Below are 13,512 nucleotides of genomic sequence, written 5' to 3' on the forward strand. Positions count from 1 at the left end.
CACTTTTATTTGCCTTTTATTGATGAAGAAATCTCCGAGAACATTACTTGCCACGGCCCTCTTTCTGGCGGGTTCGACCTTGCTTTCTGCCCATGACGGGCAGGCAGACAGCCTGAACAAGCCAGACTTGACACACCATCTTCACTATCAATTGACGTGGCAAGGGAGCACGGCGAGCGGTAAATCGCCCCTTTGGTTCACTGCCAATCGCTACGGACTAAGCACATTAAAGCCCACAAACGGCTATGTCCGGGCCGCCATGATGCGCCCTTTGGAACGCGATTCCGGCCGTCGTTGGGGCATAGGATACGGCATAGACTTGGCTCTCCCCACGGGTTTCACGAGCCAATTTGTCGTGCAACAGGCCTTTGTTGAGGCCAGATGGCTGCACGGCGTGGTGACAATCGGGGCGAAAGAGCAGCCGATGGAGCTGAAAGACAACCGGCTTTCGTCGGGTTCACAGACCTTGGGTATCAACGCAAGGCCTGTTCCTCAGGTGCGATTATCGCTGCCCGAATATTGGATTCTGCCCTTTACTGGCCGCTGGTTGCGCCTGAAAGGGCACGTTGCCTTCGGCAAAACGACCGACGATACGTGGCAACATGACTTCACACAAGGGCAAAACCGCTACACAAAAGGGGTGCTCTTCCACAGCAAAGCAGGCTATCTGATGATTGGAAAGCCCGAGCAGCTCCCCTTCTCCCTTGAATTGGGCCTCGAAATGGCGTGCCAGTTTGGCGGGAAATCATTCATTCGGCAGGGCAATCAAATGGTGGAAATCAAGAACCAAAGCGGACTTCGCTCGTTTTGGAACGCCTTTTTCCCCGGCGGTTCAGATGCTACTGACGGCAAATTCGTCAACAAAGAGGGCAATCACTTGGGCAGTTGGGTGGCCCGTTTCAACTATGATAACGCGCAATGGGGCCTGAGTTGCTATGCCGATCAATACTTTGAAGACAACTCCTCCATGATACATATCAACAAAAATGGCTGGGGAAAGGGAGCTGATGCACACAAACAAGTACGCTCAAAATACTTTGCTTACGACTTCAAAGACTGGATGTTGGGGGCCGAACTACGCCTGAAAGCGACGCCTTGGCTAAGGAAATTGGTCGCAGAATATCTCTATACGAAGTATCAGGGCGGCCCCGTTTATCACGATCATACGGCAAATATCAACGAACATATATGTGGACGAGACAGCTATTACAACCATTATCTCTTCACAGGTTGGCAACATTGGGGCATGACGATGGGCAATCCGCTCTACATGTCGCCGCTTTATAACACCGAAGGCACGGTAGAAGTGAAGAATAACCGCTTCGTTGCGTGGCACTTCGGGGCCGAAGGAAGCTTGCAAAACGGCTTGGACTATCGCTTGCTGGCCACCTATCAGAAAGGCTACGGCACCTATTATGACTTCTATCCCGACCCGAAAGAGGACTTCAGTCTCATGTTTGAAGCCCGTTACACCTGCCCCGAAGGCATGCGGTTTGCAGGCTGGAGCGTGACAGGAGCATTCGGATTGGACGCCGGAAAGCTCTATGGCAACAACATAGGTGGGCAGATTACGCTCTCGAAATCAGGGATTTTCAATATCAAACGCACTCGGAAATGAAACGAAACACATCTCTTTTGGCACTGCTATTGCTGCTGACAAGCTGCACAATAGAGTTCTCCGACAACGGCAAACTCGATGGCTTCTGGCAGCTGAGGGCCGTAGACACGCTTGCAAACCGGCACACCTTGGACTTGAAAACGAGCGGCCTGACGTGGGCTTTTCAGGGCCGTTTACTCGAAATGCGCGACACAAAGGGCGGGAGCGACCTCTATTTCAGCTTCAAACATCGGGGCGACAGCCTCTTGTTATCGTCGCCCTACCTCTCCGATCGCGATAAAGATGACATCAAAATCACGGACATCAAGACCGTAAAACCCTTTGGTGTGAACGGTCTGCAAGAGGGTTTTAAGATTGAAAACCTATCAAACAGCAAGCTGATCCTGCGCTCGAAGACGCTCCGTTTGCGCCTGCTGAAGCTTTGATTCTTGCCGTTTGCGCATCGAACTCGATGCACATCAGCCGGCGACGTGGGCTAAAACAAGACCGCATCTTGTCTAAAGTAGGAGTAGATGCCATCTAAAGTAGGACTACACCTCGTCTAAAATAGGAGTAGATTTCGCCTGCTTCGCCATGCTTGTTTTTGTACTCATATCTGCAAAATGGCAGAGGAAGCAATGTAGGGACGCACGGTTCGTGCGTCCGCTCCATGTGAATGGAGAATCGTAAAAGCACGGCCCGTGCGTCCGTTCCATGTGAATGGAATCGTAAATGCACGGGCTGTGCGTCCTTATATACCGTATAACAATCAACTTGTCTACTCATTTACTTGTTTACTGTCAACTGAAATGCGAACGGACGCACGAGCCGTGCGTCCCTACATGCGTCCATATTGATAATCAACGACTTGCACCTTGCGTTCCAATCGCAGCCATTTTACCACGCAATCGCAGCCATTTCACCGCCTAATATGGCCCATTTTACCGCGCAATATGGGCCATATTAGAAAACTGTTTGAATGATGTAGGGACGCACGGCCCGTGCGTCCGCTCAAAAAACTATGTATATATGCACAACATTTTGAATGGAACGGACGCACGAACCGTGCGTCCCTACATGCCTCTTGCCCGCAAATCATCCTGCCATTCGGCCAATCCTAAAGTTCAATATTCAATGTTCAATGTTCAAAGCCCAAGTCCCTACATTACCGTATCGGTCATTTTCTGCCACAAAACAGAAATTTTTGATGAAAAACACGCGTTTCCTGCTCAAAAATAGCTGATATTGATGCGTTGTTTCAATCATCTTGAAGCCCGTTTCTTCGGCTTGTACGAAAAAAGGGAAGGCCTTTCACGACCTTCCCTGATGCAAATATAATACTTTTTACAGGCGAATGCAAATACGGTATGAATTTTGTTGACATTCTTACTCCAAGAGATAAGCTCGTCATCCGTTGCAAAAAGCAACCAAAATCCCCGCTTTTAACCGCTATTCAATAAGGTTTTTGGCTCCTCTCTCCTTGGAAGAGGGGTCGAGAGTGAGGCTTTTGGGCTTCTATTCCTGCCGCATCGCCTTCTTCAAAGCTTCTTTCTTGAGTTTCTCGGCTATGTATCTGGCCTTGACATTAACGTCATTGATGCTGCGTTTTCGATAGTAACTGCGCGAGTCGATACCGTCGCTAAGCACGAGAGAGTCGCGTCCCAAGTAGACAATAATGCAGGTATCCTTGCGCGGATTGATGGTGGTGATGGTGTTGTCCTTGCTGAATACGGGCGTTGCACTCTCCACAATGAGTTGTCCGTTCCATATATGCCAGCCCGTGAAAAAGCTGAGTTGCGGATAAACCACAGGGCTTTCCTGCTCCAACGCCGACTGTTCACTGACGTAACCCACGCTTTGTGCCGCCCATTGACGACGCAACCAAAAGCCGTATTCGCGTGGAATAAGGTAGGTTTGCTTGATGGAATCGGGCATGTCGCGCATCATTCTCTGTTGCAATTTCTTGCTCATTTTCTTGTAATCGCGCATTTGTGGCATGACAATATAGCACCAAATACCTTTCAATTCGTCGAGATTCACCACCTCGTCCGCCATGTGTTTGTCTTGCTTGTTGACCACTATTCCAATCCAATCTCCTATCTGTATGTCGCCCAAAACACGGCCATTGCGGTGCGCATCGATGATATCATAGGGCACAGGATCGCGTCCGTCGGTGGGCAAAAGCACGATGGTTGAGTCGTTACATCCCTCACATGCCAAGCCATAGACGGTGCTGTCGCCCTTGATACGCAGTTCTTCGTTGAGGTATCCCTTGCGTTTAGTGGGCTGTTTCGCCTTGTCTCCGCAGGCCATCAGGCCCATAACGGCGCAAACGACAGCCATCCAAGTCTTTAATTTCATTGCTTCAAATTTTGTGCAAATATAAAGCAATATTTGCAAAAAATAGATGTAATGCGGTCGTTTTTGGAATTTTTTATCTAATTTTGCAGCCTAACGGGTGCCTATCATGCCCTTGTTGGAAAGCAACGGCTTGGAGGTTCCCTTTTTAGGACAAGGATATCAAATACATATTTTATTATTATAATGGGAAAGAAAATACAGTTCAGTCTCGTTTATCGGGATATGTGGCAGAGTTCAGGCAAGTTCCAACCTCGCAAAGATCAGCTGGAACGCATCGCTCCTGTCTTTGTTGAGATGGGTTGTTTCGCGCGTGTTGAAACCAATGGAGGGGCCTTTGAGCAGGTCAATCTCCTTGCCGGAGAGAACCCAAATGAGGCAGTTCGCGCCTTTTGTAAGCCGCTTCATGCGGCCGGAATCAAGACCCATATGCTTGATCGTGGGCTGAATGCCCTTCGAATGTACCCCGTTCCGGACGACGTTCGCGCCTTAATGTATAAGGTAAAACATGCACAAGGGACCGACATAACACGTATTTTTGACGGCCTAAATGACGTGCGTAACATCATACCTTCCATCAAATGGGCCAAGGAAGCAGGCATGACAGCACAGGGAACACTGTGTATCACCACCTCACCGGTACACACTTTGGAATACTATACACGTATTGCTGATGAGCTGATTGAGGCAGGTGCCGAGGAAATCTGCCTGAAAGACATGGCCGGTATCGGCCAACCAGCCCTGCTGGGTAAGCTGACAAAGGCTATCAAAACCAAGTATCCTGACATCTTGATTGAGTATCATGGGCACTCAGGACCAGGGCTTTCGATGGCCTCGATCCTTGAGGTTTGCAACAATGGTGCCGACATTATCGACACAGCTATGGAGCCTTTGTCATGGGGAAAGGTGCATCCTGACATCATATCTGTATTGAGTATGCTGCGCAATGAGGGCTTCGATGTGCCGCAAATCAATATGAATGCCTACATGAAAGCACGTGCTTTGACACAGGAATTCATTGATGAATGGCTCGGATATTTCATCAATCCGGCCAACAAAATCATGTCTTCTCTGCTCTTAGGTTGCGGACTTCCCGGTGGAATGATGGGTTCAATGATGGCCGATTTGGGTGGTATTCGACAGACAATTAACAACCTTCGCAAGAAGAAAGGGGAGGAAGAGCTCTCCATGGACGATATGCTTGTGAAGCTATTCAGCGAGGTTGAGCACGTTTGGCCACGTGTTGGGTATCCCCCATTGGTTACTCCTTTCAGCCAATATGTAAAGAACATAGCTCTTATGAACCTGTTAACAATGGAGCAAGGTAAGGGACGTTTCGTCATGATGGACGAGTCTATGTGGGGCATGATACTGGGAAAGAGCGGCAAAGTGCCTGGAGATATCGACCCCGAATTGGTGGAATTGGCCAAGAAACAAGGCCGCGAATTCACCGATGCCGACCCACATACGCTACTTACCAATGCGCTTGAGGACTTCAAAAAGGAAATGGATGAGAACGGATGGGACTATGGTCAGGACGATGAAGAGCTCTTTGAGCTGGCCATGCACCCTGAACAATACCGCAATTATAAGAGCGGTCAGGCCAAAAAGAACTTCCTTTCAGACCTCCAAAAGGCTAAGGATGCAAAGTTGGGTGCGCAGGTAAGCCCCGAAGAGGCAGCCGCTTTCAAGCACGCAAAGGCTGATGCTATCGTCTCACCTGTAAAGGGTCAGCTCTTTTGGGAGTTCCAAGGAGAGGGCGAAGCAGCCCCCGCTGTGGAGCCATTCATTGGAAAAGAGTATGCAAAAGACGACATATTCTGTTACATTCTCACCTCTTGGGGCGAGTTTGTTTCTATTCCTTCGGCCCTCGGTGGACAGCTTGTTGAAATCAATGCCAAGCAAGGTAGCAAGGTGGGAAAGGGCGATGTGATTGCCTATATCCAGCGTCCTGAGGCATAATCAGACATGGATTATCAGGCAATCATTGATAAATACTATCCCGAAGACAACCGTCTTAGGGACATATATATGACACACAGCACGCTTGTAATGAAGCGTGCTGTGCGCATTTGTGACCATCATCCCGAACTAAACCTTGACCGTCGGTTCATTATTGAGGCCGCCATGCTCCACGATATCGGTATCTTTAAATGCGATGCACCAGGCATTCAATGCTTTGGAAAGGCTCCTTACCTTACTCATGGCCGCATAGGTGCGGAGCTACTTCGGGCAGAAGGGCTTCCAAAACATGCGAGAGTGTGTGAAAGACACACGGGGGCCGGCATCACAAAAGAGGAGATATTGCGTCTCAATTTGCCGCTTCCACCGCAGGATTTTCTGCCCGAAACGATGGAAGAAAAGGTCATTTGCTATGCCGATAAGTTCTATTCAAAGACCCGACCTGAACAAGAAAAGACGATAGAACAGGCCGAAAAGAGTCTTCAACGCTTTGGAGAAGCGGGATTGGAACGCTTCAAATCGTGGGAAAGACTGTTCGAATAAAAATATCTTTTAACGCTGAAAGGCAGACTGTTTCAGCGATTTATTACTATCTTTGCACCCTAAATGAGGAGAATTTCGTTTACAGTTCTGTTGCTTTGTGCCTTCTTTTTCATGCTGGCCAACGCCGACTATCAGTCCCGAAAGAGGCATAAACGTGTCTCTTCTGACAGTGTTGCTGTAGACAAAGCCATGAAACGAGACTCCTTGGGCCGTGAAATCATCGACACAACTACGATGGATTCCCTGCAACTGGCCATCTATCGGCACAACAAAACCATTGACGACTCCATTCATCTTGACTCACTTAACCGGCAGAAAAAGAATGGAATAGATGCTCCGGTGAACTTTTCTGCCAACGATTCCATGGTGTATGACGCACGAAACAAGACGGCTTTCCTCTATGGTTCGTCGAATGTGAAGTACGAAAACATGGACCTCAAGAGCGAACGTATCCACTTGAACATGGATAGTAGCCTCGTTCATGCCACCGGAGTGAGCGATACTGCGAGCAAAGGGCTAAAGGGTACGCCCGTATTTTCAATGGGATCGGACAACTATGAGAGTGATACTATGTCCTTTAATTTCAAGACCAAGAAGGGCTTGATACAGAATGTTGCCACCCAACAGGAGGAAGGTTTCCTGCAAAGCAAGCTCTCCAAGCGCAACGACAAGGGCGAGATTTTCCTGCAACATGGCCGCTATACCACCTGCGACGAGCCCCATCCCGACTTCTATATTGCCCTTTCGCGGGCCAAGGTTCGCCCGGGAAAGGACGTTGTTTTCGGGCCTGCCTATCTCGTTGTGGCTGATGTTCCGTTGCCATTAGCCATACCTTACGGCTTTTTTCCATTCACAAAGAGTTACTCAAGCGGCTTTATTATGCCCACATATGGCGATGAAAGCACCCGCGGTTTCTATCTTCGAGACGGCGGATATTACTTTGCTATGAGCGATAAATGGGACTTAAAGCTCCTCGGAGAGATTTATACTCGAGGCTCATGGGGCTTAAGTGCGGCCACAAACTACCACAAACGCTATCGCTATAGCGGCACTTTCTACGCCGCATATCAGGATACCAAGACCGGAGATAAGGGGCTTCCGGACTTCACCCGCCAGCAAAGTTTCAAGATACAATGGAGCCATCGGCAGGACCAAAAGGCCAATCCGTTCAGCTCTTTGGCTGCAAGTGTGAACTTTGCTTCGTCGAGTTACGAGCGAAACAACATGGGAAGCCTTTACAATCCGCAGACGCTTACGCAGTCCACCCACACATCTTCGGTCAGTTGGAGCACCAATTTTTCGAGCATCGGCCTCTCTCTTAGCTCCACAGCTAACCTGAATCAGAACATGCGCGACTCGAGTATAGCCCTCACTTTGCCTGATCTTAACATCAATATCAGCCGCTTTTACCCCTTCAAACGGGCGCATGCGGCGGGCACAGAACGCTGGTATGAGAAGATTTCCGTAAGCTATACGGGACAGATAAGCAACTCTATCAACACGAAAGAAGACCGACTTTTCCGTTCAAATCTCATCAAAGACTGGCGCAACGGCATGCAACATCGCATTCCGGTCAGCGGAAGTTTCACGCTGTTCAACTACATTAACGTGACTCCTTCTTTCAATTTCACCGACCGAATGTACACCAATAAGGTCACAAGATCATGGGACAAGGTAGCCAAAAAGGAAGTCGCCGACACCACATATGGCTTCCATAATATCTATAACTGGGACTTTAGCCTCGGTGCAAGCACCAAACTCTACGGCATGTTCATACCGAATCGCAAGCTTTTCGGCGACAAAATACAGGCCATTCGCCATGTCATCACGCCGTCGGTTAGCTTCAGTTACGCCCCCGACTTCGGCACTTCGCGCTACGGTTACTATGCCACTTACCAGCGAACCAACACAGACGGCACCGTAGACCTCGTGGAATATTCGCCCTATGCCAACAGCCTTTACGGCGTACCCGGCCGCGGAAAGATGGGAAGTTTCAACTTTTCGTTCGACAATAACATCGAAATGAAAATCAAATCCGACAAAGATACGACCGGCATACGCAAGATTAGCATCATCGATAACCTTGGTTTCAACATGTCATATAACATGGCTGCCAAGGAAAAACCATGGAGCGACCTCAGCATGAACCTGCGTCTGAAGTGGTGGAAGAACTATACTTTCAACATGAATGCGGTCTTTGCGTCCTACGCTTACGAGCTGGATGCGAACGGAAAGCCCTACGTCGGCAACCATACCTACTGGGGAATGGGCAAGTGGGGCCGCTTCCAAGGCATGTCACAGAACGTGTCTTTCACCCTCACCCCCGAGAAATTGAAAAAGATTTTCGGTGGAAGTAGCGACGAAGATGAGCCGAAAGGCAAGCGCAACGACCCCGAAGCAGAAGGCGTGGACACCAATGTTGAGTCGAATGTTGACGACGATATGATCGAAGGACAGCGCAGTGTACGCAAGAAGAAAGCCACAGGAAAGGCCGAAACCGACGACGATGGCTACATGATGTTCTCCATGCCGTGGTCGCTAACCGTTGGTTATGGCATCACAATGCGCGAGAATACCGACGTCAGAAAGTTCAACTACCGCACCATGCGCTATCCTTATATGTTCACACAGACCCTGAATTTCAGCGGAAACCTGCGCATTAGCGATGGCTGGAACATCAGTTTCTCATCGGGATATGACTTTGAGAACCACGCAATCAGCATGACAACGGCCAGCCTGCAACGCGACCTTCACTGCTTCAACATGAGCTGTCAGGTGGTACTTGCACCTTATACGAGCTACAACTTCAGCTTCCGATGCAACGCAAGTACGCTGACCGACGCCCTGAAATACGACAAACGAAGCGGCTACAGCAATGCCGTGCAATGGTATTAAGCCTATGAATACGCCCCAATTCAGCCGAGATAGCATCGAAGCAGCCTATTGTTTCTTTCACCAGAAATGGCAGGTTTACGCCTTTTCTCACAGCGAACGCCAAAAAGATGACATCGAATATGCCATCAGTGAATATGTTTATGAGATGGATCCTTCCCTCTATGGCTGGCTTTCCGACGGTAAAGAGGGCTTCTTGTTGACCCATACTTCCTTTCCGGACGATATGCGTTCGGCCGTTGAAAAGCTGGAACAGCTGCTCTGACCGCCGGTCTTTACCGCTTGATATTCGCGATGAAAAGAGGCAATCCGCTTGTTTTTACTTCCGTGCCTTACTCGTTTTTTGAGCGGACGCACGAGCCGTGCGTCCCTACATGCATTCGAGCAGTTCGCTTTCTCCTTCATTTTGCACATTAATCCAGTTTGTATGGGTATGTAGGGACGCACGGTTCGTGCGTCCGTTCCATTCAAAATGTATGCATATATACATAGTTTTTCGAGCGGACGCACGGGCCGTGCGTCCCTACATGCATTCGAGTAGCTCGCCCTCTCCTCAATTTTACGCATCAATCCGGCCTGTATGGGTATGTAGGGACGCACGGTTCGTGCGTCCGCTCCATATGAATGAAGTCGCAAATGCACGGTTCGTGTGTCCCCACATAATTTGATTTGATAATCAACGACTTGCACCTTGCGTTTCAATCTCACCCATTTTACCGTGCAATTGCAGCCATTTTACTGCCTAATATGGCCCATTTTGCCGCGCAATATGGGTGATATTGAAAACCGAAATGACCGCCATTATCCGCAAGGTACAAAAGATTGCTGCACAAGGCAGGCCGGACGGAATACGAAAACGGGTGTCCTACATGACGTGGGACACCCGTTTTATATTTGATTGACAGCGATTTTCGCGGGCTTACTCAGCCACAAGCGTGAAGCGTTTGTAGGCCACAATCTTCACATCGCCCTGTTTCTTCAGCCATTCGCTGACGCTCAGCTTTTCATCATCGCCGAATTGGAACTCTTGATCAACGAGACAGTTCTCCTTGAAGAACTTGTTGAGCCGGCCCTTTGCGATGTTTTGAATCATATCCTCATTGAGGCTGGCTGCTTTCTCTGCGCCAACGGTTGCCTTTATCTGGCGAGCTTTGTCGGCATCTTCTTGCGTGAGCCATCCCTTCTTCGTGTTGCTCTCGATATGATCATCTGAATCGACGTGCGCGGGATTGATTCCGGCTTTCTTTAAGGCTGCGTTGACGGCCTTTTCTACCATCTCTTCCTTGGTCTTTTCAATGGCAACCTTGAACTCTTCGTCCTTAACTGCCTGCGGAACTGAGGCTTCATCGAGTGCAACGGGCTTCATTGCAGCCACCTGCATGGCGATTTTGTGGCCGGCTTCTTCGTTGTTGGCACTCAGTTGCACCATTGTTGCCAGCGTATGTCGGCCCATGTGGTCGTAAACAGAGATGTTTTCGCCCTCAAGGAAGTTGTAACCGTCAATCTCCATCTTCTCTCCTGTGATGCCGGAACGGTGCTGTACGTTTGTTGCGGCATCGTCTCCGTTAGCCAATTTGAGTGCTTTCACCTCGTCAAGTGTCTTGCATTTTGCAGCGATTGCTGCGTCAAGAATGTCTTGAGTGAGCTGAATGAAGTCTTTACCTGCAGCTACAAAGTCGGTTTCGCACTTCACTGCGACCATAGCGGCAAAGCCATTGACGCACTTAACGAGCACGCAACCGTTGGAAGTTTCGCGGTCTGACCGCTTTGCTGCAATGGCCAAGCCACGCTCGCGCAGCAAGTCTTTTGCCTTATCGAAGTCACCTTCGGCCTCGGTCAGGGCCTTTTTAACGTCTGCCAGACCTGCACCGGTCATGGAACGCAGTTTCTTTATATCCTCAATTGTAATAGCCATAATTGTAATTCCTTTCTTCTTCTTTATGAATTTAAAAACAAATAGGGACTTATTGACACGGTATAGGGGCTTATAAGAGCCTATCCTTATCAATAAGACCCTATGAATAGTTACTCTGCCTTGGCTTCTTCGGCCTCGGGTTCAGCTGTGGTTTCGGCTGCAACGGGCGCAGCTTCGGTCTCTTTGCGGGCCTTTCGGGTGCGTTTCTTCACCTCTACGGCCTCTTCGGGCTGCGCAGCTGCAGCCTTTTCGTCGGCTTTTTCGGCCTTACGTTCCTCAAGTCCCTCGGCAATGGCACCGCAAACAGCAGTGAGAATCACCTCTACACTGTCCTTGGCGTCGTCGTTTGCAGGGATAACGAAGTCGATATTCTTCGGATCGGAGTTCGTATCAACAATCGCAAACACAGGAATACCGAGACGATTTGCCTCTTTCACGGCGATATGTTCTTTCATTACGTCGACGATAAAGAGTGCGCTTGGCAGACGAGTCAGGTCGGAAATGGAACCAAGGTTCTTCTCCAACTTGGCGCGTTGACGTGTGATTTGCAGCAATTCACGCTTAGATAGGTTTGCAAAAGTGCCGTCGTTCATCAGCTTATCGATGTTTGTCATCTTCTTAACTGCCTTGCGAATGGTCGGGAAGTTGGTCAACATACCACCTGCCCAACGCTCACTTACGTACGGCATGTTAACAGATGCGGCCTTATCTGCTATGATTTCCTTAGCTTGTTTCTTAGTAGCGACAAACAGAATCTTCTTTCCTGACTTTGCAATTGCCTTGAGAGCCTCGGCAGCATCATCGATTTTGGCAACCGTTTTGTGGAGGTCAATGATGTGAATGCCGTTACGCTCCATGAAAATATAAGGAGCCATGGCGGGATTCCACTTGCGTTTAAGGTGCCCAAAGTGGCAACCTGCTTGGAGTAATTGGTCGAAATTTGTTCTTGACATTTCTTTTGTTGTTTTAATTTGTTTACTTTCTTTGTTAATTCTTTCGGCTGTTCACGGTCGTAATATGGCTGTGAACAAGCTCTATTTTGCTCAGAACCAACCCGGCAGTAATCTGTTTTTAGCCTCAGAGTCTGCCCGGTTTAGATACTAAACTCACTTTCCTTTGAGCTTTGAACGCTTTTCTTTTGAAGTTTGAACATTGAACTTTGAAGTTCATGCTCAGTTAATTCTGAACTTTGAAGATTGAATATTGAACTTCATGATTACGCTTTTGGGGTGCTATTATCAGCAATAAGCCAATCTCATTTAGCATATCCTGAACTTCAAAGTTCAAAGAAAAAGAGTTCAAAGTCATTAACGCTTGCTGAACTGGAAGCGGCGACGAGCCTTCGGTTGTCCCGGTTTCTTGCGTTCAACTGCACGACTATCGCGCGTAAGGAAGCCTGCGTCTTTCAGAACCTTCTTGTCTTCAGCATTTACTTTGACGAGAGCTCGGGCGATAGCAAGGCGAAGTGCCTGGCTTTGACCAGTGAAACCGCCACCGTCAAGGTTTGCTTTTATGTCGTATTTCCCATCAGCTTCGAGCAGCAACAAGGGCTGTTTAACTACATATTGCAGAATAGCTGAGGGGAAGAATTCGGTTAAATCCTTCTTATTGATAGTGATCTTGCCTGTTCCTTCAGCGAGGTATACACGAGCTACTGCACTCTTACGGCGACCAATTGCATTTAATACTTCCATCTTAATCCTTATTATTTGTACTGGTTAATATCGATTATCTTCGGCTTCTGCGCCTGTTTATCGTGCTCAGAGCCCTCGAATACGTAAAGGTTATCTAACAAAGTGCGACCCAAACGGCCCTTGGGAAGCATGCCTCTTACAGCATGTCGGATGATTTTGTCAATGCCGTTCTTGCGCGTACGCAGCTCTGCTGGCGTGTTGAAACGCTGACCTCCGGGATAACCAGTATAGCGTGTGTAGACCTTATCGGTCTCTTTTTTGCCCGAAAAGACCACTTTTTCGGCATTAATAATGATGACATTGTCACCGCAATCGACGTTAGGAGTGAAGTTGGGTTTGTACTTTCCGCGAATCAACTTGGCTACTTTAGAGCATAAACGACCTACAATCTGATCGCTGGCATCTACTACCACCCACTCTTTCTTAGCTGTTTCCTTGTTTGCGGAAATAGTCTTGTAACTTAAAGTGTCCATTTCTAAAATTTAATTTTACTACTAAAAAACAATGTTTTGATGCTTTGATAACAGAAACCTCGCGGCGCCTCCAGTCTA

General features: G+C 48.5%; 12 protein-coding genes. 7 read left to right on the forward strand and 5 right to left on the reverse strand.

What is annotated here, in order from left to right; all coding sequences use genetic code 11:
* Positions 1-22: 22 nt before the first annotated feature.
* The 3 genes from HMPREF9944_RS07030 (at position 23) to HMPREF9944_RS13205 (ending at position 2,836) form a co-directional block, all read left to right on the forward strand.
* Entirely contained in the window at positions 23-1,618 is a 1,596-nt protein-coding gene (locus HMPREF9944_RS07030; protein WP_008565436.1) for a capsule assembly Wzi family protein, read from the forward strand.
* Positions 1,615-2,043 carry a lipocalin-like domain-containing protein gene (locus HMPREF9944_RS07035; protein ID WP_008565437.1) on the forward strand — a complete coding sequence of 143 codons (429 nt, stop codon included), beginning with the start codon at positions 1,615-1,617 and terminating at the stop codon, positions 2,041-2,043. Before HMPREF9944_RS07030 ends, HMPREF9944_RS07035 begins: the two co-directional genes overlap by 4 nt.
* A 583-nt stretch (positions 2,044-2,626) precedes the next feature.
* Positions 2,627-2,836, forward strand: a complete 210-nt coding sequence (locus HMPREF9944_RS13205; protein ID WP_216594336.1) for a hypothetical protein — start codon at positions 2,627-2,629, stop codon at positions 2,834-2,836.
* Positions 2,837-3,112: 276 nt separating this feature from the next.
* On the opposite strand, the gene HMPREF9944_RS07040 is transcribed toward HMPREF9944_RS13205, so the two are convergent.
* A complete protein-coding gene (locus HMPREF9944_RS07040) occupies positions 3,113-3,958 on the reverse strand; it encodes a lipocalin-like domain-containing protein (RefSeq protein WP_008565441.1) in 846 nt (281 codons plus the stop codon).
* A gap of 183 nt (positions 3,959-4,141) precedes the next feature.
* Here HMPREF9944_RS07040 and HMPREF9944_RS07045 point away from each other — a divergent pair, with 183 nt between their 5' ends.
* The 4 genes from HMPREF9944_RS07045 (at position 4,142) to HMPREF9944_RS07060 (ending at position 9,617) form a co-directional block, all read left to right on the forward strand.
* The gene (locus tag HMPREF9944_RS07045; protein WP_008565442.1) at positions 4,142-5,917 is read left to right on the forward strand and encodes an oxaloacetate decarboxylase; all 1,776 of its coding nucleotides are present in this window, start codon (positions 4,142-4,144) and stop codon (positions 5,915-5,917) included.
* Positions 5,918-5,923: 6 nt separating this feature from the next.
* Entirely contained in the window at positions 5,924-6,460 is a 537-nt protein-coding gene (locus HMPREF9944_RS07050) for an HD domain-containing protein (RefSeq protein ID WP_008565443.1), read from the forward strand.
* Between the two features lie 63 nt (positions 6,461-6,523).
* Entirely contained in the window at positions 6,524-9,355 is a 2,832-nt protein-coding gene (locus HMPREF9944_RS07055; RefSeq protein ID WP_008565444.1) for a putative LPS assembly protein LptD, read from the forward strand.
* 4 nt (positions 9,356-9,359) lie between these two features.
* On the forward strand, positions 9,360-9,617 hold the full coding sequence (locus tag HMPREF9944_RS07060; protein ID WP_019966953.1) for a hypothetical protein: 258 nt from the start codon (positions 9,360-9,362) through the stop codon (positions 9,615-9,617).
* Between the two features lie 654 nt (positions 9,618-10,271).
* On the opposite strand, the gene tsf is transcribed toward HMPREF9944_RS07060, so the two are convergent.
* The 4 genes from tsf to rplM all read right to left on the reverse strand — a co-directional run bounded on the left by tsf (position 10,272) and on the right by rplM (position 13,434).
* Positions 10,272-11,267 carry a translation elongation factor Ts gene (gene tsf / locus HMPREF9944_RS07065; protein ID WP_008565446.1) on the reverse strand — a complete coding sequence of 332 codons (996 nt, stop codon included), beginning with the start codon at positions 11,265-11,267 and terminating at the stop codon, positions 10,272-10,274.
* A gap of 110 nt (positions 11,268-11,377) precedes the next feature.
* Positions 11,378-12,220, reverse strand: a complete 843-nt coding sequence (gene rpsB / locus HMPREF9944_RS07070) for a 30S ribosomal protein S2 (RefSeq protein ID WP_008565447.1) — start codon at positions 12,218-12,220, stop codon at positions 11,378-11,380.
* Positions 12,221-12,574: 354 nt separating this feature from the next.
* On the reverse strand, positions 12,575-12,961 hold the full coding sequence (gene rpsI / locus HMPREF9944_RS07075; protein WP_008565448.1) for a 30S ribosomal protein S9: 387 nt from the start codon (positions 12,959-12,961) through the stop codon (positions 12,575-12,577).
* 11 nt (positions 12,962-12,972) lie between these two features.
* A complete protein-coding gene (gene rplM, locus HMPREF9944_RS07080) occupies positions 12,973-13,434 on the reverse strand; it encodes a 50S ribosomal protein L13 (RefSeq protein ID WP_008565449.1) in 462 nt (153 codons plus the stop codon).
* Positions 13,435-13,512 lie beyond the last annotated feature (78 nt).

Source organism: Segatella maculosa OT 289, assembly GCF_000243015.1.
GTDB lineage: Bacteria > Bacteroidota > Bacteroidia > Bacteroidales > Bacteroidaceae > Prevotella > Prevotella maculosa.

Coding starts and splice junctions, on each gene's coding strand:
- HMPREF9944_RS07030 (WP_008565436.1), top strand. CDS start 23: ATGAAGAAATCTCCGAGAACATTACTTGCCACGGCCCTCTTTCTGGCG.
- HMPREF9944_RS07035 (WP_008565437.1), top strand. CDS start 1,615: ATGAAACGAAACACATCTCTTTTGGCACTGCTATTGCTGCTGACAAGC.
- HMPREF9944_RS13205 (WP_216594336.1), top strand. CDS start 2,627: ATGCACAACATTTTGAATGGAACGGACGCACGAACCGTGCGTCCCTAC.
- HMPREF9944_RS07040 (WP_008565441.1), bottom strand. CDS start 3,958: ATGAAATTAAAGACTTGGATGGCTGTCGTTTGCGCCGTTATGGGCCTG.
- HMPREF9944_RS07045 (WP_008565442.1), top strand. CDS start 4,142: ATGGGAAAGAAAATACAGTTCAGTCTCGTTTATCGGGATATGTGGCAG.
- HMPREF9944_RS07050 (WP_008565443.1), top strand. CDS start 5,924: ATGGATTATCAGGCAATCATTGATAAATACTATCCCGAAGACAACCGT.
- HMPREF9944_RS07055 (WP_008565444.1), top strand. CDS start 6,524: ATGAGGAGAATTTCGTTTACAGTTCTGTTGCTTTGTGCCTTCTTTTTC.
- HMPREF9944_RS07060 (WP_019966953.1), top strand. CDS start 9,360: ATGAATACGCCCCAATTCAGCCGAGATAGCATCGAAGCAGCCTATTGT.
- tsf (WP_008565446.1), bottom strand. CDS start 11,267: ATGGCTATTACAATTGAGGATATAAAGAAACTGCGTTCCATGACCGGT.
- rpsB (WP_008565447.1), bottom strand. CDS start 12,220: ATGTCAAGAACAAATTTCGACCAATTACTCCAAGCAGGTTGCCACTTT.
- rpsI (WP_008565448.1), bottom strand. CDS start 12,961: ATGGAAGTATTAAATGCAATTGGTCGCCGTAAGAGTGCAGTAGCTCGT.
- rplM (WP_008565449.1), bottom strand. CDS start 13,434: ATGGACACTTTAAGTTACAAGACTATTTCCGCAAACAAGGAAACAGCT.